Raw genomic sequence first — 20,132 nt, forward strand, 5'->3', positions numbered from 1 at the left:
CCTGTGGTTGGGTGGGGCCACACGGGGCGCGCTGGGGGGCGAGGTCACATGGCACAGATGTTCGGCAACGAGTGGGCGCGGGAGCCCGCTCGGGTCAGCCGTTGGGGTCACGCGGGTCCGACGGTGTTCGTCGTGATCATCGCGTCGATGGCGCTGCTCGCCGTGCTGCCGGTGTCCTACCCGCCGGGTGGCAGGCCCCTGGTCTCGCTGACCTTCATCGCGCTGATGCTGGTCACGTTGGTGGAGATGAGGAAGCACGACAGGGGCCTCTGCGAGCGGTGCGTCGCCGACTTCCCGCTCAACCCGTCGCAGGCCGCCGAGACCTACCGTCGCCGGCTCGAGACAGTGCACCTGCTCGCCGATCGCCGGGTCGCAGCGTGGTATCTGGCGGCCATCCTGGTCGCCTGCCTCCTGCCGGTGCTCGCGCCACCGCCGCTGCGGACAGCGGCGCTGGTCGTGTGGCTCGCGTCCCTGGCCAGCCTGGTCTACATCGTCCGGAGCGGCCAGACCCACCGCCGCCTGCAGCCGTGGTGTCCGCAGTGCGGCCACCAGGGCGGCAGTGACAAGGTGGACGCCCCCGAGCCGATGCCGCTCGACTCGATGGGCTGAGCCTGGATCCAGCTGGGCCTACTGGCCGGTGCGGCCGTCGATGCACTCGCGGAGCAGGTCGGCGTGGCCGCAGTGCCGGGCGTACTCCTCGACCATGTGCACGACCATGTCTCGGATCGAGACGGTCTCGGGCTCGCGGCCGGGGATCGGTATCTCCCGGCCAAGCTCCGGCTCCGGCACTGACTCGAACCACTCCTCGGCCTTGGCCACCTCACCCCGCCAGCTCGCAAAGGCATCGTCCACGCACTCCTGGGTTCCGACTGCGCCGTTGAAGTCGAGGTCGCGGTCCTCCTCGGTGCGGTAGAGCCGGTCCTCCCCGGTCGCCTGCGCGACCCGCTGGAACCAGCTGTGCTCCACCGCGGCCATGTGCCGCACCAGCCCGAGCAGGCTCATCGTGCTCGGCGGCACGCTGCGGGTCGCCAGCTGCTCCGGAGTCAGCCCTTCGCACTTCATGCCCAGCGTCAGCCGGTAGTTGCGCAGGTACTCGACGTACGTCGCCTTCTCGCCCTGCGGGTTGTCGTAGGTGCGCGGGTCCTGGCCGTCCTCGGTCCACATGTCGCTCATGTGTCCGACCTAAGCACGTCGAGGTCGGTCGATCTTCGGCAGATCCTGCGCACGTGACGAATCCGATTACGGTCAACGGGTCCCCGCGCCGTACCCTGTCCCAACAGGCGTCCGAGCCGTCATCAGCGGCGAGCCTCCGGAAGAACGCCCCAGCAGCACCGGGGTCACTAGAACCGGACGGGTAGGCCCGTCACAGCCGTGAACGAAGCGGCTCCCTGCACCCGAGGGGGAGCAAGCAGGGTGGTACCGCGGTCCGCGAGGGTCGTCCCTGTGGTTGGCAGACCGATCACAGAGAGACACCGATGACCTACCCGAAGACCGGCGACAGTGCTGTTCCGTCGAGCCCTCGCTTCCCCGAGCTCGAGGAGCAGGTGCTCGACTACTGGGAGCAGGACGGCACGTTCCAGGCGAGTGTCGACCAGCGGGACGCGGGGGAGAACGGCGCCAACGAGTTCGTCTTCTACGACGGGCCGCCGTTCGCCAACGGGCTGCCGCACTACGGCCACCTGCTGACCGGCTACGTCAAGGACGTCGTGCCGCGCTACCAGACCATGCGTGGCCGCCGGGTCGAGCGCCGGTTCGGCTGGGACACCCACGGGCTCCCGGCCGAGCTGGAGGCGATGCGGCTCAACGGCATCAAGACCACCGACGAGATCCTCGAGCTGGGCATCGAGAAGTTCAACGAGGCCTGCCGGGCGTCGGTCATGAAGTACACCGGCGAGTGGCGCGAGTACGTCACCCGCCAGGCCCGCTGGGTCGACTTCGACAACGACTACCGCACCTACGAGCCCGACTACATGGAGTCGGTGATGTGGGCGTTCAAGCAGCTCTACGACAAGGGCTGGGTCTACGAGGGCTTCCGGGTCCTGCCCTACTGCTGGAACGACGAGACGCCGCTGTCCAACCACGAGCTGCGGATGGACGAGGACGTCTACCAGAACCGCCAGGACCCGGCGGTGACCGTCGGTTTCAAGATCACCTCCGATGGCCCGCTGCGCGACGCGCTGCTGCTGACCTGGACGACGACCCCGTGGACGCTGCCCAGCAACCTCGCGGTCATGGTCGGCACGACCATCGACTACGTCGCGGTCGCGCACGACTCGGATTCGGGGAGCCGGCGGCTGGTGCTCGCCGAGGCGCGTCTGCCGGCGTACGCCCGGGAGCTCGGCGACGAGCCCGAAGTCGTGTGGCGAGGCACCGGCGCCGACCTCCTGGGCCTCACCTACGCGCCGCCGTTCACCTACTACGCCGGCCACGAGAACGCGTTCCGCGTCGTCCCCGCTGACGACGCTGTCACCACCACCGACGGCACCGGGCTCGTGCACAGCGCCGGCGCCTTCGGTGAGGTCGACAAGGAGGTCACCGACCGGGAGGGCATCGAGGCGGTGATGCCGGTCAGCAAGGACGGGCGGTTCACCGAGCCGGTGACCGACTACGAAGGCATGCAGGTCTTCGACGCCAACCTGCACATCATCGACGACCTCAAGGCCGGCACGGGATCCGTGAGCCCCGGGACACTACTGCTGCGCCGGGAGACCTACGACCACGCCTACCCGCACTGCTGGCGCTGCCGGGAGCCGCTGATCTACAAGGGCGTCTCGTCCTGGTTCGTCCAGGTCACCGCCTTCAAGGAGCGGATGCTCGAGCTCAACAAGCAGATCAACTGGGTGCCCGAGCACACCCGGGACGGGTCCTTCGGCAAGTGGCTGGAGAACGCTCGCGACTGGTCGATCACCCGCAACCGCTTCTGGGGCTCGCCCGTGCCGGTGTGGAAGAGCGACGACGAGGCCTACCCGCGGGTCGACGTCTACGGCTCGTTCGAGGAGATCGAGCGTGACTTCGGCAGGCTGCCGCGCAACGCCAACGGTGAGCCCGACCTGCACCGGCCCTACGTCGACGAGCTGACCCGGCCCAACCCCGACGACCCGCGTCCTGAGGGGGAGAGGTCGACGATGCGCCGGGTCACCGACGTGCTCGATGTTTGGTTCGACTCCGGGTCGATGTCCTTCGCACAGGTGCACGTGCCGTTTGAGAACGACGAGTGGTTCGAGCACCACTTCCCCGCCGACTTCATCGTCGAGTACGCCGGGCAGACCCGCGGCTGGTTCTACACCCTGCACATCCTGGCGACCGGGGTCTTCGACCGGCCGGCCTTCCAGAACTGCATCAGCCACGGCTACGTGCTGGGCTCCGACGGCAACAAGATGTCGAAGTCGCTGCGCAACTACCCCGATGTCCGCGAGGTCTTCGACCGCGACGGCGCTGACGCGATGCGCTGGTTCCTGATGTCGTCGCCGATCCTGCGCGGCGGCACCCTCATCGTCACCGAGCCGGGCATCCGCGACGCCGTGCGCGCCGTGATGATCCCGCTGTGGAACAGCTGGTACTTCTTCCAGCTCTACGCGAATGCAGCAGGGCCGGACGCGTCGGGCTACGAGGCGAAGGCGTCGACGGCCTCGACCGACCCACTGGACTCCTACCTGCTGGCCAAGTGCCGGCAGTACGTCGAGCAGATGACCGCGCAGATGGACGCCTACGCGATCGCCGACGCGTGCGACTCGACCCGGGCCTTCATCGACGTGCTGACCAACTGGTACATCCGCCGTTCGCGGGACCGGTTCTGGGAGGGCGACCCCCAGGCCTTCGACACGCTCTACACCGTGCTCGAGACCGTGTGCCGGGTCGTCGCGCCGTTGCTGCCCCTGACGGCCGAGGAGGTGTGGCGCGGCCTGACCGGCGGCCGTTCGGTGCACCTCGAGGACTGGCCGCTGGTCGAGGACCTGCCCGCTGACGACGCCCTGGTGGCGGCGATGGACCAGGTCCAGGAGGTGTGCTCGGCGACCTCCGCGCTCCGCAAGGCCGGCGGCCTGCGCAACCGGCTGCCGCTCTCCTCGCTCACGGTCGTCGTGGAGGACCCCGGCTCGCTCACCGACTTCACCGGGATCGTCGCGGACGAGGTCAACGTCAAGCAGGTGCGCCTGCTCGCGGCCGGCTCGCCCGAGGCGGCGGCGTACGGCGTCTCGCAGCGGCTCAACGTCAACGCCCGCGCGGCCGGCCCGCGGCTGGGCAAGGACGTCCAGCACGCCATCAAGGGGTCCAAGTCCGATGACTGGTCGGTGGCCGACGACGGCACCGTCACCGCGGGGGGCATCGCCCTTGTCGAGGGCGAATACACCCTCGAGACGGTCGTGGGCTCCGAGGACCAGGGCACCGCGACCGGGATGCTGCCCGGCGGCGGCTTCGTCGTCCTCGACACCGACGTCACGCCCGAGCTGGCCGAGGAGGGCCTGGCCCGCGACCTGGTCCGGGCCGTCCAGCAGGCCCGCCGTGACGCCGGACTGGACGTCTCCGACCGGATCGCGCTGACCATCGCGGGGTCGGACGCCGTCCAGGCGGCGGCCCGCGCCCACGAGAGCCTGATCACCGGCGAGACCCTGGCGACGTCGTACGACGTGCGGCCGGGCCCCGCCGGCGAGCCTCAGGTCACCGTCACCAGGGTCTAGCGCGACAGGTTGCGGTAGGCCCGGGCCGACAGCGGCAGGAAGACCGCGGTCAGCAGGAGCGGCCACAGGGCGGCGACGAGGACGGCGTGCTCGGCGAGGACGCCGTCGGTGATCCCGGTGGGGTTGCCGAACAGCTCGCGGGCCGCGGCGGCGGTGGCCGAGACCGGGTTCCACTGAGCGAGGAAGCCCAGCCAGTCCGGCATGGTCTCGGGCGCGACGAACAGGTTGGACAGGAAGCCCAGCGGCCAGACGAGTACCTGGACGGCCATGTGCCCGCCTTCCCCGCGGATCGCGACCCCCAGGTAGATGCCGATCCACAGCACGGCGAACCGCAGCCACAGCAGCAGCGCGACCGCGAGCAGCGCGCGGCCGGCGCCGGCGTCGATCCGCCAGCCGACCAGCAGCCCGCCCACCATCAGCACGGCGAGCTGCACCGCCGAGTTGACCAGGTCGGCGCCGGCCCGGCCCAGCGGGACGGCCACGCTGCTGATCGGCATCGACCGGAAGCGGTCGGTGATGCCCCGCTTGGCGTCCTGGGCGACGGCCAGCATCGTGCTCTCGACCCCGAACATCATGGTGAGGGCGAACATCCCGGGCAGCAGGTAGGGCAGGTAGTCGCCGCCACCGGGCAGGTCGATGGCGCCGCCGAAGAGGTAGCCGAAGACGAGCAGCAGCATCACCGAGAACGCGATGCCGAAGACCGGCGTCCACGGCTCACGGACCCAGTGCTTCAGGTCGCGCAGCGTCACGACCCAGCCCTGGTGCAGCGCGGCGGTCATCGGGCACCTCCGGTGGCAGTCGCGGAGGTGAGGTGCAGGAACACCTCGTCGAGCGTGGGGCGACGCAGGAGGACGTCCTCGACCTCTACCCCCGCGCCGTCGATCGCCCTGACGACGCCGAGCAGCGCAGCGGTGCCGCCCGCCGGACCGGCTTCGACCGTGACCTCCCGGGCGTCCTCGTCGGCGGTCCCGCCGAGCAGGTCGGCCAGAGCGGCCGGGTCGACGTCGGCCCGAGGCGTGACGATCACCCGGTCGCCGCCGAGCCGGCTCTTGAGCTCGGCGGAGGTGCCCTCGGCGATCACCCGCCCGGCGCCCATGACCGTGATCCGGTCGGCGAGCTGGTCGGCCTCGTCGAGGTACTGGGTGGTGAGCAGCACGGTGGTGCCGAGCGCGACGACCTGGCGGATGCTCTGCCACACGTCGGCGCGCCCGCGCGGGTCGAGGCCGGTCGTCGGCTCGTCGAGGAACAGCAATCGAGGCCGCAGGATGAGGCTGGCGGCGATGTCGAGCCGGCGCCTCATCCCACCGGAGTACGTCGACACCTTGCGGTCGCGGGCCTCGATCAGGCCGAAGGCTTCGACCAGCTCGTCGGCGCGGCGGATCGCATCGGCCTTGGAGAGTCCGAGCAACCGCCCGAGCATCACCAGGTTCTCGCGGCCGAAGAGCACCTCGTCGAGCGCCGTGGCCTGGCCGACCAGGCCGATCGCCCGCCGGACGGCGGTGGCCTCACGCCGTACGTCGTGCCCGGCGACGGTTACCTCGCCCCGGTCGCAGCGGGTGAGGGTCGCGAAGGTGTGGACCGCGGTGGTCTTGCCGGCGCCGTTGGGGCCGAGCAGGGCGTGAATGGTGCCGGGCGCGACCTCCAGGTCGAACCCGTCGAGGGCGTGCACGTGGCCGTAGCTCTTGTGCAGGTCCTGAGCGAGCAGAGTGGGTGGTGCGGGTGTCATCTGACTCCAATCTCGTACGGCGTACGGAGTTGAACGACCGGACTGTAGCATTTGTTCCGTACGGCGTACGGTGTTGTTAGGGTCAAGATCGTGCCAGCCGAACCGGACCCCGTGCTTCCGCTGCTGTGGCGGCACGTCGTCCAGCAAGACGCGGAGGCACCCAAGCGGGGCCCGCGCCAGCGGCTGACCCTCGACCAGATCGTCGACGACGCCATCGCCCTGGCCGACGAGGAGGGGCTGGCGGCGGTCTCCATGCGGATGCTCGCGCGCCGGCTGGGCATCGGCGCCATGACGCTCTACACCTACGTCGACAACCGCAACGACCTCGTGGTGCTGATGGTCGACCAGGCCTTCGGCCGCCGCGCGTTGCCGCCCATGACCGGCACGCTGCGCGAGCGACTGCGACTGGTCGCCGAGGTGCAGCTCGCGGACTGCCGCGAGCACCCCTGGCTCCTGGACGTGGCCGGCGTGCGGCCCTGGCTCGGGCCCAACGTCGGCGACCGCTACGAGTGGCAGCTCTCGGCGGTCGAGGGAGTCGGCCTCGACGACGTCGAGATGGACCAGACCGTGACGCTGGTCGTGGGCTTCGCCGCCAACGTGGCGCGCTCAGAGCATGCCGTGCGGGCCGCGGAGAAGGAGTCGGGTCTCAGCGACCTGGAGTGGTGGGAGGCGAACGCCGGACCGCTCGGCGAGTTCACGGCGCACCGCGACTACCCGCTGGCCGGGCGGGTCGGCCAGGCGGCTGGGGAGGCCTACCAGGCCGGGACCGACCCCGCGCGGGAGCTGTCGTTCGGGCTGGAACGCATCCTCGACGGCATCGAGGCCTACGTCAGCTCGCGCTGAGCCCCAGCCGCCCAGCCATCTTGTCGAGGTGCGCGACGACCTCGGCCTCGGGCTTGTCCGGGACACCCCAGATCAGCTCGGAGACGCCCTGCTCGGCCCAGCGCATCAGGTCGTCCGGGTCGGGACGGAACGCGATGAGGACGCGGATGTCCGGGATCCCGTCGCGGCCCGCGTCGGCCCACGCGGTCTTGAGCGCCTCGATCTGGCCGCTGATGTCGGTCTGCTGCGGCGTGGTCATCCAGCCGTCGGCGTTCGCCGCGATCCAGGCGAAGGTCTTGGGACCGCCGCCGGCTCCGATGATGAGCGGGATGTGGTCCTGCACCGGCTTGGGGTAGGCCCACGACGGCCCGAAGCTCACGAACTCGCCGTCGTACGCCGCCTCCTCCTGGGTCCACAGCGCGCGCATCGCCTCGACGTACTCCCGGAGCACCGTGCGCCGCTTGCCGGGCGGGACGTGGTGGTCCTCGAGCTCGTCGGTGTTCCACCCGAAGCCGGCACCGATCGTCACCCGGCCGCCGGAGAGGTAATCCAGGGTGGCGATCGCCTTGGCGAGGGTGATCGGGTCCGACTCGACCGGCAGCGCGACCGCGGTGGACAGCCCGATCCTCGTGGTCACCGCCGCGGCGGTGGCCAGCGACACCCAGGGGTCCAGGGTCCGCAGGTAGCGGTCGTCGGGCAGTGACTCGTCGCCGGTGCCGGGGTGCGCCGCGGTGCGCTTGACCGGGATGTGGGTGTGCTCGGGGACGTAGAGCGTGTCGAACCCGCGCTCCTCCGCCGCCTTCGCCAGGGCGGCTGGGGTGATCCCGCGGTCGGAGGAGAAGAGGACGACGCCGTTGCGCATGCGCGGAGCCTAGGGGAAGGACTAGAACGTGTTCTAGTCCCGGCTCGCGCGAGTGCGGCTGGTTGACTGACCCCGTGACCTCGCTCGACCTGTCCGCCGACGTGGTGACGCTGACCGCCCAGCTGGTCGACATCGAGTCCGTCAGCCTCGACGAGCAGGCGATCGCGGACGCGGTCGAGGCCGCGCTCGCGGCGTACGACCACCTCTCGGTGACCCGCCACGGCAACACCGTCGTGGCCCGCACCGAGCTGGGCCGCGGCGAGCGGGTGGTCATCGCCGGACACCTCGACACGGTGCCGGTCAACCGCAACCTGCCGAGCCGCTACGAGCGGCGGCCCGACGGCGACCTGCTCCACGGGCTCGGCACCTGCGACATGAAGGGCGGGGACGCGGTCATCCTCAAGCTCGCGTCCGGGGTGCCGGAGCCGGTGCGCGACGTCACCTACATCCTCTACGAGGCCGAGGAGATCGAGTCCGAGTTCAACGGCCTCAACCTGCTGAGCCGGAGCCACCCGGAGCTGATGGCCGCGGACTTCGCGATCCTGATGGAGCCGTCCAACGCCGAAGTCGAGGCGGGCTGCCAGGGCACCCTGCGCGTCGAGGTCCGCGTCACGGGCGAGCGCGCCCACTCGGCGCGCAGCTGGCGCGGCGTCAACGCCATCCACGGTGCCGCGGAGGTCCTCGGCAGGCTCAACGCCTACGTGCCCCGCAAGCCGCTGATCGACGGGCTGGAATACCACGAGGGCCTCAACGCGGTCGCCATCTCCGGGGGCGTCGCCGGCAACGTCATCCCCGACGAGTGCGTGGTCGAGGTCAACTTCCGGTTCGCCCCCGACCGGAGCGAGGCGGAGGCCGAGGCGTTCGTGCGCGGGATCTTCGCGGGGTACGACGTCCGCATCACCGACTCCGCGCCGGGCGCGATGCCGGGCCTCGACCTGCCGGCGGCGAAGGCGTTCGTGGAGGCCGTGGGACGCGAGGTGAACCCGAAGTTCGGGTGGACCGACGTCGCCCGCTTCACCGCGCTGGGCATCCCGGCGGTCAACTTCGGGCCCGGTGACCCGATGCTGGCCCACAAGCAGGAGGAGTTCGTGCCGGTCGAGCACCTCGTCCGCTGCGAGCGCCAGCTGAAGGCCTGGCTGGCTGCGAACTGATCGGGCTCGCGCCGCATCACACCTGACATGACGAACCTGCCAACCGCCGTCGCCCTGGGACTGGGCGCATCCGTGATGTCCGTGTTGACCCTGCTGCCGGGCCCGCTCGCGCACGCCGCCACCACCTGTCTCGGCCAGCCGGCCACGATCGAGGCATCGTCCGGCAACGTCGAGGGCACCCCCGGCAACGACGTCATCGTCGGGTCCGGGACCGTGCGGCGAGTGGACGCCGGGGCCGGTGACGACCTGGTCTGCCTGGTGGGCACCACCAAGCTGTCCGGCCGCAGGCAGGTCTACGTGGACACCGGGGCGGGCAACGACCGCGTGGACGCCTCGGCAGCCGGAGCAAGGACGAGTATCGGGCTCGGCCCTGGTGAGGACTCGTTGACCGGGAGCGCGTTCGACGACTACGTCCAGGTCGGCACCCCAGGGGCGTTGCTGGGCAAGCCGGGCGACCCGGGTCCCTTCTCCGTGACGACCGGCGCAGGTGAGGACATCCTGTTGATCGAAGTAGGAGCAGTCGTCGAGGCCGACCTCGGAGGTGGCGCCGACGGCGTCCGAATCCGGAACGCTGAAGGGGGAGCGCCTCACCACATCGACCTGGGCGCCGGCAGGGACTCTGCGTCCTTCGAGGACGAGTGGGAGGAGTTCGGCGCCGCAGGCGAGACCTCTCTCATCGTCAACCTCGAGCGGGACGTCGCCGAGTGGCATGGCGTCAGGTCCGCATTGCTCGGCGTCGAGAACATCAGCGGAACCGCGCGACGGATCAGGGTTCGCGGCGACGACGGGCCGAACCGGTTCTTCTCGTTCGGCTGCAACGTCGTGTTCCGGGGCGGGGCCGGGGCTGATCGGATCACGACGAAGACGATCGGGATCTACGACACCCAGCCGTTCGACTGCAAGGAGGGGGAGGTCCGGAAGTCCTACGGCAACGCCGGTGAAGACTTCCTCCAAGGTGGGCGCAGCACTGACGTGCTGGTCGGTGGTCCGGGGCGGGACAAGGCCCACGGCGGCCCCGGTGGCGACGACGTCTGCATCGCCGAGATCGTCGCCGGCAAGGGGTGCCTGAACTAGGCACCGCCTAGGCTGCGACTCGATGAACGAGCACGCAGCATGAGGTCCAAGCACAAGGGCCCGATCATCCAGCGCCGCGACCAGGTCGACCCGGGCACCACCGACCAGCGGCTGCTCGACTCGCGCGGCGCGAGCGACTGGGTGCACACCGACCCGTGGCGGGTGATGCGCATCCAGGCCGAGTTCGTCGAGGGCTTCGGCGCGCTGGCCGAGCTCGGCCCGGCGATCGCCGTCTTCGGCTCCGCGCGCACTCCGGCCGAGCACCCGTCGTACGCCCTTGCCGAGACGCTGGGACGCCGACTCGTGCAGGCGGGCTTCGCGGTCATCACGGGCGGCGGGCCTGGGGCGATGGAGGCTGCCAACAAGGGCGCCAGCGAGTCCGGCGGGGTCAGCGTGGGCCTGGGCATCGAGCTGCCCTTCGAGTCCGGCCTCAACGAGTGGGCGGACGTGGGCATCAACTTCCGCTACTTCTTCGCCCGCAAGACGATGTTCGTGAAGTACTCGCAGGGTTACGTCGTCCTGCCGGGTGGCCTCGGCACCCTCGACGAGCTCTTCGAGGCACTCACCCTCGTCCAGACGGGCAGGATCACCCGCTTCCCGGTGGCCCTGGTGGGCGTCGACTACTGGAGCGGGCTGATCGGGTGGCTGCGGGAGACCGTCCTGGCCGACGGCAAGCTCAGCGAGAAGGACTTCGACATGTTCGTCGTCACCGACGACATCGACGAGGCGGTGGCGCTCATGGTCGCTGCTCGTGACGGCGGTTAGAGGGGTGCGCGTCCGATGATGTGGTTCTTCGCCATCTTGCTGGTGCTGCTGATGGGCGGCGTCGCGGTGGTCGCCGCCGGCCGCGGACAGCCGATGTCGCAGGCCTACGACGACCGTCCCGACCCGGTGCTCCCGGTGGGCGAGATCCGGGGCGACGACCTCCGCCGGGCCCGCTTCTCGCTCGCTCTGCGGGGCTACCGGATGTCCGAGGTCGACGCCCTGCTCGACCGGCTCGCCCGCCAGCTGGACGAGCCACCCGCGCAGACCGACCTCCAGCCGCCCCAGCGCGTCCATGGCGAGGACGACACCGTCTAGGGCACACTTCGGCCGTGTCGACAGACGTGATCGTCTACGTGCTGACCGGTCTGGCGCTGGTCGTCGTGGTGCTCACGCGACTGCGGATGGGCAAGGGTCAGGGCGCGGGACGCGCCTTCGTCGGCACCCTGCTGCTCAACGTCCACACCGTCACCGGGCTGCTGGCGGTCGCCTCCTGGGTGGTCTTCCTGGTCTCGTCCGAGGACAGCACGCTCGGCTCCCCGCTGGTCGGCATCATCGCGCTCGGCTTCTGGTGGATCGTCACGATCTGCGGACTGCTCATGCTCATGCGCTGGTTGCCCAGCCGGGGTCGGCACGCCTCCGAGGGCTTCCAGGACAGCTGGTCGGAGGGGCCGGGGCTGTCCATCCTGGCGCACGTCGGCATGCTGGTGGGCGTGTGCATCTTCACGTTCGCCTACCTGACCAGCGCCGTCTGACGTGCGGGCCCTCTGGCGGCCCCTGGTGGCCACGGCGCTCGCGGTGAGCCTGGGCCACGTGCCCGCGCCCGCGTCGGCCCTGCCGGCGACGTCCGAGACCCGGCCCGCCGTGCTGGAGGTCGAGGTGATCGGCAAGAGCGTGGCCGGCCGCCGCATCCGGGCCTGGCACCTCGGGCAGCGGCAGGAGGAGTTCGGCGAGGACATCCCCACAGTGGTGCTGATCTCGACCATGCACGGCAACGAGCGAGCGACCCAGCAGATCCTGGCTTCACTGCGCGACGGCGCGCCGGTCTACGAGGTCGACCTGTGGGTGGTCCCGGTCTACAACCCCGACGGCTTGGCGCGTCGCACCCGCAAGAACGCCCGCGGCGTCGACCTCAACCGCAACTACCCCTACAACTGGGCCGACCTCGACGGCAACTACGAGTCCGGCCCGAAGCCGGGCTCGGAGCCGGAGACCAAGGCGATGATGAAGTTCCTGACCCGGGTCCGTCCCGACTACGTCCTGAGCTTCCACCAACCCCTTCACGGCGTCGACATCAACGTGAAGCGGCCGAAGTTCGCCCGCAAGGTCGCCAAGCACCTGCGGCTGCCGACGACCAACCTCGACTGCGGCGGCGTCTGCCACGGGACGATGACGGGCTGGTTCAACGACCGCTTCCCGGGGTTCGCCCTCACCGTCGAGTACGGCGCCAAGCCGGGCCGCAAGCGGATGCGCGTGGTCGCACCACCCCAGGTGCTCGCGATCTTCGACGCGTTCCGGTCCGCGACCCCGCCCGACCAGCAGCTCATCCCGCCTGGCTAATACCCCCGCGAGCTTCGGCCCCGGGCCCACGACGACGCTCGCTGCGCTCGCCCGCTTCGCCGTCATCGTGGCCGCCGTGGCCGATCGCGGGGCGCGCGCGCTCCGCGCGCAACGCTCGCCTCGCTACGCTCGCTCGCAGCGCCGGGCCGAGAACCTCGCGGGGTACCGTCACCTGGCCTGGAAGGTGGGCTTCTCCTTCGCCACGAAGGCCTCGACCGCGGCCCGGTGGTCCTCGGTCGCGCCGGTGCGCTGCATCATCCGGTTCTCGAGCTCCAGGGCCTCGGCGAACGTGTGCGCGGCGGCGTAGGCCACCGACTGGCGCATCGCCCCGAGCGCGACGGTCGGCCCACTGGCGAGCCGGGTCGCGAGCTCGTCGACGGTGGCCGACAGCTCGTCGGCCGGGACCACCCGGCTGGCGAGGCCCAGCTCAAGTGCCTCCTCGGCCCGGACCGTGCGCGGGAAGTAGAGGAGCTCCAGGGCGCGGGCCCGGCCGACCAGGCGTTGCAGCGTGTAGCTCGAACCCGTGTCACAGGAGAGCGCCACGTTGGCGAACGCCAGGTTGAAGCCGGCCGTGTCGGCCACCACCCGCAGGTCGCAGGCGAAGGCGAGGCTGGCGCCGGCACCCGCGGCCACGCCGTTGACGGCGGCGATGACCGGCTTCTCCATCTCGTCGATCGCGCGGACGATGGGGTTGTAGTGCTCCTCGACGGTGTTGAACAGCACCTCGCTGGAGTCGCTCTCCAGGATCGCGATGTGCTCCTTGAGGTCCTGCCCGGTGCAGAAGGCGCGGCCGGTCCCCGTCAGCACGACGCACCGGACGGCGGGGTCCTCGGCGGCCTGCAGCACCGTCTCGCGCAGCAGCACCTTGGTGGCGATGTCGAGGCTGTTCATGGCCTCGGGGCGGTTGAGCGTGATGGTGCCGACCCCGTCGACGACTGTGTAGAGGACCGAGGACTCGGCGCTGGTGTCTGTCATGGACCCGGGCATGGACTCTGGCATGAACGCAGTCTGCCGCGTGCCGCGTGACACCGCTCACCGGGGATGAGGGATAATGACTTGGCGCCGAAGGGCGCATGTTTGTTGCCGAGGGCAGATCAGTCGGATGCAAGGCCGGAGAAAGGCGAGGTGCCGCATGGCGGCGATGAAGCCGCGGACGGGCGACGGTCCGCTGGAGGTCACCAAGGAAGGGCGCGGCATCGTGATGCGCGTTCCCCTCGAGGGCGGTGGTCGCCTAGTGGTCGAGCTCAACGCCGATGAGGCCGGTGCACTCGGGGACGCCCTCAAGGACGTTGTTGGCTGAGGCCCGTCTGACCTCGTCCCCGTCGCAGGTTTCACCTCCTGCTGTCTCGGTCGACGCCAGGCTGCCGCACGCGGTCCCGGGGGCCGACGTCGTAGCACTTCCGGTGCTGCCCGCGGGCGAGCCCGATGGCGCGCCCTTGCTCGGCCCCGGTGCGCAACAGCTGGGTGAGCTGCTCGGGCTCGATCTCGTGGGCGTCCTGGAGTCCGCGCGGGCCACGGCTGCTGCCGGCGAGGTGACCTCGCTGCCGGTCCCGGCCGGTGTCCCGGATGCTCCCGACCTGCGTTGCGTGCTGCTGGTCGGGCTCGGCTCCGGCACCCGTGACGACTTCCGCCGTGCCGGTGCCGCGACCGCCCGGGCGGCGATGGATCGCGCGACCCTGGCCACCACCGTCCCCGCAGTCGACCCGGAGCTGGGTCTCGAGGCGTTCGTCGTCGGCGCGATCCTCGGCTCCTTCGGCTTCAGCTGGCGCTCGACGCCACCCGAGCACCTGCCCGTCGGCCGGGTGGTCCTGGCCGAGCTCGCCGAGGCCGATGCCCCAGCCGTCCAGCGTGCGAGCGCGTCGGGTGGAGCCGCCTGGCGCTCGCGGACGCTCGCGTGGATGCCCGCCAATCTCAAGACCCCGGACTGGCTGGCCCAACAGGCAGTGACCATGGCCCACGAGAGCGGCCTCGAGGTGTCGGTCTGGGACGAGGCGCGGCTCGCCGCGGAGGGGTTCGGCGCGCTCGTGGCCGTCGGCCAGGCCTCACCCAACCCGCCCCGCCTGATCCGGCTCGACTACGTGCCGCGGGGGGCCACCAGGGCGGAGCGCCGCCGGCCCCCGGTCGTGCTGGTCGGCAAGGGCATCACCTTCGACACCGGCGGGATCTCCATCAAGCCGGGCGAGTCGATGACCAACATGAAGCGCGACATGACCGGCGGCGGCGCCGTCATCGCCACCATGGCCGCGCTGGACGCCGTCGGCTGCCCGGTGCCGGTCATCGGCCTGGTCGCGGCCGCCGAGAACTCGGTCTCCGGCAACTCCCTGCGACCCGGCGACGTGATCCGACACCGGGGCGGCCGGACCACCGAGGTCTCCAACACCGACGCCGAAGGGCGCCTGGTCATGGCCGACGCCCTGGCCTACGCCGTGGCCGAGCTCGACCCGGCGGTGGTGGTGGACATCGCCACGCTGACCGGTGCGATCAGGGTGGCCCTGGGCCAGCAGGTGGGCGGGCTGTTCGCCAACGACGACGCCTTGGCGGACGCGCTGGCCGCCGCAGGCACGGCCTCGGGCGAGCCCGTATGGCGGATGCCCCTGGCCGGCGCCTACGAGGACAAGATCAGCTCGCGCATCGCCGACTCCGACAACGCCGGCGGCGGCCCCGGCGCGATCATCGCGGGCCTGTTCCTCCAGCACTTCGTCGGCGACGTGCCCTGGGCACACCTCGACATCGCCTCGACCGGGGATTCCCCCGAGGATCGGTTCGAGTGGAGCAAGGGCCCCACGGGTTTCGGGGCCCGGCTGCTCCTCGAGTGGCTCGGCGGGCCGGATCCGCTGGCCGGGATCGGAAAGGGATCGAAGCGATGAACGGTCTGACCGTGCGCTGGTCGCTGGAGGGCGCCACCCCCGGGGTCGAGGACGAGCTCGCGACCTACGTCGAGACGATGTCGCACGCCCGCTTCACCGACATGACCGGGCTCCGCTACAAGACCTGGCGGATGCGTGCCGGGGAGTGGTTCGAGGGCTGCTACGTCTTCCAGGACGACGCGGCGCGCGCGGCGTTCCAGGAGACCTTCACCGAGTCCGCGGCGGAGTCGCCGGGATCGCGGATCATCGGGGCCCCGCCGATCCTCATCGAGCCCTGCGACATCGTCGCGGTCGCCGAGGGCGCCGGCGGGTTCGCGTCGATGGCGCGGGCCTGAGTCGAGGGTCAGTCGCCCTCCGGCAACCATTCCTTCTTGGCGACGAGGAGCCCGTCTCCCACCGGCAGCAGCGCCGGGATCAGCCGGTCGTCGTCCTCCACCTCGCGGATCACCTCGCGGATCGCCGTCGTCTCGGCGTCGCGCTGGGCGGGATCGGCGACCCGGTCGTGCCACAGCGCGTTGTCGAAGGCCACGACGCCACCGGGACGCAGCAACCGCACGGCCTCCCGGAGGTAGGCCGAGTATTCGGTCTTGTCGCCGTCGAGGAACACCAGGTCGTAGTGACCGTCGGTCAGCCGCGGAAGGACGTCGAGGGCGGAGCCGGCGATGGTGCGCGCCCGCTGGGTCGGGATGCCCGCGTCGGTGAAGGTCTCGCGGGCCAGTCGCTGGTGCTCGGTCTCGATGTCGACGGTCGTCAGCACGCCGTCGCCGCGCATCCCGCGCAGGAGCCACAGGCCGGAGACGCCGGTCCCGGTTCCGACCTCCACCACCGCACGGGCCTCGAGCACCGAGGCCAGGAACCGCAGCGCGGCACCGCCGCCGGACCCGATGGCGACGACGCCGACCTCGTCGGCGCGGGCGCGGGCCGCAGCCAGGATGTCGTCCTCCGCGACGTAGGTCTCGGCGTAGGACCAGCTCGCGGCGTTGATCGGCTCGGTCATAGGGGCAAGGTATCGCGCTCGAACCGTCCGGACCTGTAGCGAAACCGTCCGGAACCGCTGAGAACGACTGTGCGGGAACACCGGCTCGAGACCGGTCGTTGGGTACCTGCGTGAGGCTCAGGGAACGCTCAGGCGTCAGACGTAGTGTCGTGACCCCCAGCCGGGGCCCCCACGACGATGACGGAGCCGACGTGACCACGGAGCGGCAGACCGGTGCGACACCGCACCAGACTCCTGACGCGACTCCGGACGCGACTCCGGGCGTGCCCACGTGGGACGAGATCGTCGACCAGCACACCGCCCGGGTCTACCGGCTCGCCTACCGGCTGACCGGCAACGCCCACGACGCGGAGGACCTCACCCAGGAGGTCTTCGTCCGGGTCTTCCGCTCGCTCGACACCTACACGCCCGGCACCTTCGAGGGCTGGCTGCACCGGGTGACGACCAATCTCTTCCTCGACGGCGCGCGCCGCAAGCAGCGGATCCGCTTCGACGCCCTGTCCGACGAACGGGCCGCCCGGTTGCGGAGCAGCTCGCCCAGCCCGGACATGGCCTACGCGGACATGCACTTCGAGGACGATGTCGAGCGGGCGCTGGCGACGCTGCCGCCCGACTTCCGCGCGGCGGTCGTGCTCTGCGACGTGGAGGGGCTGACCTACGAGGAGATCGCCGAGATCCTCGGCGCCAAGCTCGGCACCGTCCGCTCCCGGATCCACCGCGGCCGCGCCCAGCTGCGTGCGGCCCTCGCGCACCGGGCCCCCGCCGAGGGGCGCTCGCGCTACTCCGGCCCCACCGCCGGGCCGTCGTCCGTACAGGGTCGGCGATGAACCCGCTCGGGGGACACCTGGGCACCCGGGTGAGCGCCCTCCTCGACGGGCAGCTGTCCGCCGAGGAGGAGGAGCGCGCGTGGGACCACGTGCACCTGTGTCACCTCTGCCGCGACCTCGTCGAGCGTGAGGGTTGGGTCAAGACCCGGCTGGCCGGTCTGACCTGGGGCTCACCGGCCGAGGTGCCCGGCCATCTGCGTGGCTCGCTGATGGGCGCACCCGACCTCACTCCTGGCGAGGCCTACCTGGCCGGAGCCGGTGGCGACCAGCGAGTACGCCGCACCGGGCTCGTCGCCCTCGGCAGTGGCGCGGCAGGGGCGGCCATCGTCGGGGTGCTCGTGCTCGGCAACGCCCCTGCCGACATCCCCAACCCCGAGCGCCGGACGCCCTCCACCACCGTCAACTCGCCCGGGGCCCCGGCCACCGTCGGCCCGAGCCGCCGCTCCACCACTCCCTGACCCTCCCGGTCGTGGGCGCGCTTCACCCCACCGGTCACAATGGCTGAGTGACCGACCAGGTGACCGACGAGCACGCCGAACCGACCGAGCCGACGCTTCCCCTGGGTGCGTCGGCCGCGCGCGGCCCGCGGCCCAGCTGGACGCCACCGCCGAACACCGAGCCGTTGCCCACCGCGCTCACCCCGGTCGCGCCGGCGCCCCGGAGCCGGCCGAGCGGCTGGGTGTGGCCGGTGGTCGCCTCGCTGGCGCTGGTCCTCGGGGTCCTGGGCGGGGTCGCCGGCAGTGCGATCTACGACCGGCTCGACGACGACTCCTCACCCGAGTCCTCGGGCCGTGTCCCGGGGGGTCTCGACCAGGTCGACACGGTGTCGGTGCCGCCGCTCGAGGCCGGCGACGCCACCATCGCCAACGTCGCGGCCGAGCTGCTGCCCAGCACGGTGCAGATTTCCGCCGCTTACGACGGCGAGGACGATGGGGCCACCGGGTCGGGCTTCGTGATCGACCAGCAGGGGCACATCATCACCAACAACCACGTCGTTGAGCAGGCCGCCGAGGACGACGGTCCGATCGAGATCGTCGACCAGGACGGCAACCGCTATGACGCCACCGTCGTCGGACGCAGCCCCGTCTACGACCTCGCGGTCCTCTTCTCCGAGGACGCCAAGCAGCTCCGGCCGGCCTCGCTAGGTGCTTCGAAAGCTCTGCGGATCGGTGAGGGCGTCGTCGCCATCGGCTCCCCGCTCGGCCTCAGCTCCACGGTGACCGCGGGCATCGTCAGCGCGGTCAACCGGCCGGTCACCACCGGCGACGGGGACGCCTCGTCCTACATCAACGCCGTCCAGACCGACGCCGCCATCAACCCGGGCAACTCGGGTGGGCCGCTGGTCAACCTCCTCGGGCAGGTCGTCGGGGTCAACTCCGCCATCGCCACGGCCGGCGGCGTCATCGGGGGCGACGCGGGCAACATCGGGGTGGGCTTCGCGATCCCGATCGAGCAGGTGCGGGTGACTGCCGACCAGATCCTCGAGACCGGCGAGGCCCGCTACCCGGTGATCGGCGCCAAGGTGCAGACGGGCGGTGCGGACGGCGAGGGCGCGCTCATCGACTCGGTGGTCGAGGGACAGCCCGCCGACGAGGCCGGCCTCGCCAAGGGTGACGTGGTGGTGGCGCTCGAGGGGGAGAGGGTGACCGACGGCATCGCCCTCATCGTGGCCATCCGGGCGCACCAGCCCGGGGAGACGCTGGCCTTCACGGTCGATCGCGACGGGGACGAGAAGGTCTTCGACGTGACCCTCGACTCCGAGGTCGGCTAGACCTCGGCGTCTGTCTCCCGGCCGCTGAACGGGTGGTCGTCGATGAACCGGTCGGCCTCGGCGTACATCCGCTGGATGTAGTCCTCGAGGTCGGACGCCTGCACCCGCCACTGGCCCCGGCCGCCGATCTTCATGGCCTTGAGCTCCCTGCGCCGGACCAGCGCGTAGACCTGCGCGACCGAGGTGTTGAGGATCTCGGCGACGTCGGCGAGGAGCAGGAACCGCGGCTGGTCGGCCATGCGCGCCATCGTCGCATCCGGCGCACCTCGCCGCAGGCGGGCACCCCAGGCCTTGTGGAGGACTTGTGGAGGACCACGTGACGAGGACGCCGCCGCGCGGCAGGATGACGCCGTGGCCACCACTCTCGGGGACGCCACGGATGTCACGACACCTGCGCAGCGGGTGCGCCGTCCGGGCTGGCGCGACCCACGTCTCTGGGTCGGTGTCGTGCTCGTCGCTGGCTCGATGGCTGCGGGGGCGCGGCTCCTCGCCGCCGCCGACGACACCGTCCAGGTGTGGAGTGCCGCCTCCGACCTGGGCGCCGGTTCCCGGCTGACCGAGGACGACCTGGTCGCGGCTCGGGTGCGGTTCGCCGACGAGGACACCCTGTCCGGCTACTTCACCGTCGACGACGAGCTGCCCGCCGACCTCGAGCTGGTGCAGGGAGTGGGCACCGGGGAGCTGGTCCCGCGTGGGGCGGTGGGCAGCGCGGGCGACAGCGGACTGGTCGAGCTGCCGATCGCAGTCGAGCCCGAGCAGGTGCCGCCGTCGGTGACGGCCGGGGCCGTCGTGGACGTCTTCGTCGTGGCCGCGCCCGCGCCCGAGGGGGAGCCCGGGAGCACGGCGCCGGCTCCCGGCGACGGGCCGGCGCTGGCCGGCGTGACCGTCGTCGACGCACCGCCGCTCGCGGAGTCGTTCGGCACCTCCGGTCGCCGACAGCTCGTGCTCGCGGTGCCCGAGGCCGCGGCGGCGCCCTTCTTCGCCCTGCTCGGCACCCATGACGCCGCCGTCCTGACCGTCGTCCGTCGCGGCTGAGC

The 20,132-nt window shown here is 71.2% G+C and carries 23 protein-coding genes; 16 read left to right on the forward strand and 7 right to left on the reverse strand.

The genetic code is table 11. The features are described 5' to 3' along the window. Window positions 1-48 precede the first annotated feature (48 nt). Window positions 49-609, forward strand: coding sequence for a hypothetical protein (locus ACYVC6_RS11635; protein ID WP_460714160.1), 561 nt, complete (start codon window positions 49-51; stop codon window positions 607-609). A gap of 18 nt (window positions 610-627) precedes the next feature. Here the strand turns inward: ACYVC6_RS11635 and ACYVC6_RS11640 are convergent, their stop codons facing one another. Continuing rightward, window positions 628-1,173 carry a DinB family protein gene (locus ACYVC6_RS11640; protein ID WP_460714162.1) on the reverse strand — a complete coding sequence of 182 codons (546 nt, stop codon included), beginning with the start codon at window positions 1,171-1,173 and terminating at the stop codon, window positions 628-630. A 302-nt stretch (window positions 1,174-1,475) separates the two neighbouring features. On the opposite strand from ACYVC6_RS11640, the gene ileS reads away from it, so the two are divergent. Then, window positions 1,476-4,676 (forward strand): isoleucine--tRNA ligase, encoded by a 3,201-nt coding sequence (gene ileS / locus ACYVC6_RS11645; protein WP_460714164.1) that lies wholly within the window; start codon window positions 1,476-1,478, stop codon window positions 4,674-4,676. On the opposite strand, the gene ACYVC6_RS11650 is transcribed toward ileS, so the two are convergent. Both ACYVC6_RS11650 and ACYVC6_RS11655 read right to left on the reverse strand, forming a co-directional pair. Beyond that, window positions 4,673-5,455 (reverse strand): ABC transporter permease, encoded by a 783-nt coding sequence (locus ACYVC6_RS11650; RefSeq protein ID WP_460714166.1) that lies wholly within the window; start codon window positions 5,453-5,455, stop codon window positions 4,673-4,675. The two genes, ileS and ACYVC6_RS11650, sit on opposite strands and share 4 nt — an antisense overlap. Then, window positions 5,452-6,402, reverse strand: coding sequence for an ATP-binding cassette domain-containing protein (locus ACYVC6_RS11655; RefSeq protein WP_460714168.1), 951 nt, complete (start codon window positions 6,400-6,402; stop codon window positions 5,452-5,454). The genes ACYVC6_RS11650 and ACYVC6_RS11655 overlap by 4 nt, the downstream gene beginning before the upstream one ends. Before the next feature lie 90 nt (window positions 6,403-6,492). Here ACYVC6_RS11655 and ACYVC6_RS11660 point away from each other — a divergent pair, with 90 nt between their 5' ends. Beyond that, entirely contained in the window at window positions 6,493-7,245 is a 753-nt protein-coding gene (locus ACYVC6_RS11660) for a TetR/AcrR family transcriptional regulator (protein ID WP_460714170.1), read from the forward strand. Here ACYVC6_RS11660 and ACYVC6_RS11665 read toward each other — a convergent pair. Beyond that, window positions 7,232-8,086 carry an LLM class F420-dependent oxidoreductase gene (locus ACYVC6_RS11665; RefSeq protein WP_460714172.1) on the reverse strand — a complete coding sequence of 285 codons (855 nt, stop codon included), beginning with the start codon at window positions 8,084-8,086 and terminating at the stop codon, window positions 7,232-7,234. The two genes, ACYVC6_RS11660 and ACYVC6_RS11665, sit on opposite strands and share 14 nt — an antisense overlap. A gap of 74 nt (window positions 8,087-8,160) precedes the next feature. On the opposite strand from ACYVC6_RS11665, the gene dapE reads away from it, so the two are divergent. Genes dapE through ACYVC6_RS11695 form a run of 6 tightly spaced genes read left to right on the forward strand, consistent with a single transcriptional unit; the run spans window position 8,161 to window position 12,633 of the window. Further along, window positions 8,161-9,237, forward strand: a complete 1,077-nt coding sequence (gene dapE, locus ACYVC6_RS11670; RefSeq protein ID WP_460714174.1) for a succinyl-diaminopimelate desuccinylase — start codon at window positions 8,161-8,163, stop codon at window positions 9,235-9,237. Window positions 9,238-9,264: 27 nt separating this feature from the next. Then, on the forward strand, window positions 9,265-10,311 hold the full coding sequence (locus ACYVC6_RS11675; protein ID WP_460714176.1) for a hypothetical protein: 1,047 nt from the start codon (window positions 9,265-9,267) through the stop codon (window positions 10,309-10,311). A gap of 39 nt (window positions 10,312-10,350) precedes the next feature. After that, a complete protein-coding gene (locus ACYVC6_RS11680) occupies window positions 10,351-11,076 on the forward strand; it encodes an LOG family protein (protein ID WP_460714178.1) in 726 nt (241 codons plus the stop codon). Window positions 11,077-11,091: 15 nt separating this feature from the next. Continuing rightward, the gene (locus tag ACYVC6_RS11685; protein WP_460714180.1) at window positions 11,092-11,391 is read left to right on the forward strand and encodes a DivIVA domain-containing protein; all 300 of its coding nucleotides are present in this window, start codon (window positions 11,092-11,094) and stop codon (window positions 11,389-11,391) included. Window positions 11,392-11,405: 14 nt separating this feature from the next. Further along, entirely contained in the window at window positions 11,406-11,828 is a 423-nt protein-coding gene (locus ACYVC6_RS11690) for a hypothetical protein (RefSeq protein WP_460714182.1), read from the forward strand. A 1-nt stretch (window position 11,829) separates the two neighbouring features. After that, window positions 11,830-12,633 (forward strand): M14 family zinc carboxypeptidase, encoded by an 804-nt coding sequence (locus ACYVC6_RS11695; protein WP_460714184.1) that lies wholly within the window; start codon window positions 11,830-11,832, stop codon window positions 12,631-12,633. A gap of 168 nt (window positions 12,634-12,801) precedes the next feature. Here ACYVC6_RS11695 and ACYVC6_RS11700 read toward each other — a convergent pair whose 3' ends face one another. Beyond that, on the reverse strand, window positions 12,802-13,632 hold the full coding sequence (locus ACYVC6_RS11700) for an enoyl-CoA hydratase/isomerase family protein (RefSeq protein ID WP_460714186.1): 831 nt from the start codon (window positions 13,630-13,632) through the stop codon (window positions 12,802-12,804). A gap of 133 nt (window positions 13,633-13,765) precedes the next feature. On the opposite strand from ACYVC6_RS11700, the gene ACYVC6_RS11705 reads away from it, so the two are divergent. From ACYVC6_RS11705 to ACYVC6_RS11715, 3 genes are read left to right on the forward strand one after another with little or no spacing between them, the layout of a single operon-like run. Continuing rightward, complete coding sequence (locus ACYVC6_RS11705) at window positions 13,766-13,933, forward strand: DUF3117 domain-containing protein (protein ID WP_082599809.1); 168 nt, start codon at window positions 13,766-13,768, stop codon at window positions 13,931-13,933. Then, entirely contained in the window at window positions 13,926-15,500 is a 1,575-nt protein-coding gene (locus tag ACYVC6_RS11710; protein ID WP_460714189.1) for a leucyl aminopeptidase family protein, read from the forward strand. The genes ACYVC6_RS11705 and ACYVC6_RS11710 overlap by 8 nt, the downstream gene beginning before the upstream one ends. Next, complete coding sequence (locus tag ACYVC6_RS11715; RefSeq protein WP_460714191.1) at window positions 15,497-15,835, forward strand: hypothetical protein; 339 nt, start codon at window positions 15,497-15,499, stop codon at window positions 15,833-15,835. Before ACYVC6_RS11710 ends, ACYVC6_RS11715 begins: the two co-directional genes overlap by 4 nt. An 8-nt stretch (window positions 15,836-15,843) precedes the next feature. On the opposite strand, the gene ACYVC6_RS11720 is transcribed toward ACYVC6_RS11715, so the two are convergent. After that, window positions 15,844-16,497, reverse strand: a complete 654-nt coding sequence (locus ACYVC6_RS11720; protein ID WP_460714193.1) for an O-methyltransferase — start codon at window positions 16,495-16,497, stop codon at window positions 15,844-15,846. 191 nt (window positions 16,498-16,688) lie between these two features. Here ACYVC6_RS11720 and sigE point away from each other — a divergent pair, with 191 nt between their 5' ends. From sigE to ACYVC6_RS11735, 3 genes are read left to right on the forward strand one after another with little or no spacing between them, the layout of a single operon-like run. Then, window positions 16,689-17,324, forward strand: a complete 636-nt coding sequence (gene sigE / locus ACYVC6_RS11725) for an RNA polymerase sigma factor SigE (protein ID WP_460714195.1) — start codon at window positions 16,689-16,691, stop codon at window positions 17,322-17,324. Further along, window positions 17,321-17,782 (forward strand): anti-sigma factor, encoded by a 462-nt coding sequence (locus ACYVC6_RS11730; protein WP_460714197.1) that lies wholly within the window; start codon window positions 17,321-17,323, stop codon window positions 17,780-17,782. The genes sigE and ACYVC6_RS11730 overlap by 4 nt, the downstream gene beginning before the upstream one ends. A 47-nt stretch (window positions 17,783-17,829) precedes the next feature. After that, window positions 17,830-19,095 (forward strand): S1C family serine protease, encoded by a 1,266-nt coding sequence (locus ACYVC6_RS11735; RefSeq protein WP_460714199.1) that lies wholly within the window; start codon window positions 17,830-17,832, stop codon window positions 19,093-19,095. Here ACYVC6_RS11735 and ACYVC6_RS11740 read toward each other — a convergent pair. Further along, a complete protein-coding gene (locus ACYVC6_RS11740) occupies window positions 19,092-19,334 on the reverse strand; it encodes a helix-turn-helix domain-containing protein (RefSeq protein WP_460714201.1) in 243 nt (80 codons plus the stop codon). The genes ACYVC6_RS11735 and ACYVC6_RS11740 overlap by 4 nt on opposite strands. Before the next feature lie 112 nt (window positions 19,335-19,446). Here ACYVC6_RS11740 and ACYVC6_RS11745 point away from each other — a divergent pair, with 112 nt between their 5' ends. Next, window positions 19,447-20,130 carry a hypothetical protein gene (locus ACYVC6_RS11745; RefSeq protein ID WP_460714203.1) on the forward strand — a complete coding sequence of 228 codons (684 nt, stop codon included), beginning with the start codon at window positions 19,447-19,449 and terminating at the stop codon, window positions 20,128-20,130. The last annotated feature ends 2 nt before the right edge of the window (window positions 20,131-20,132 follow it).

This window comes from Nocardioides dilutus (genome assembly GCF_054779555.1).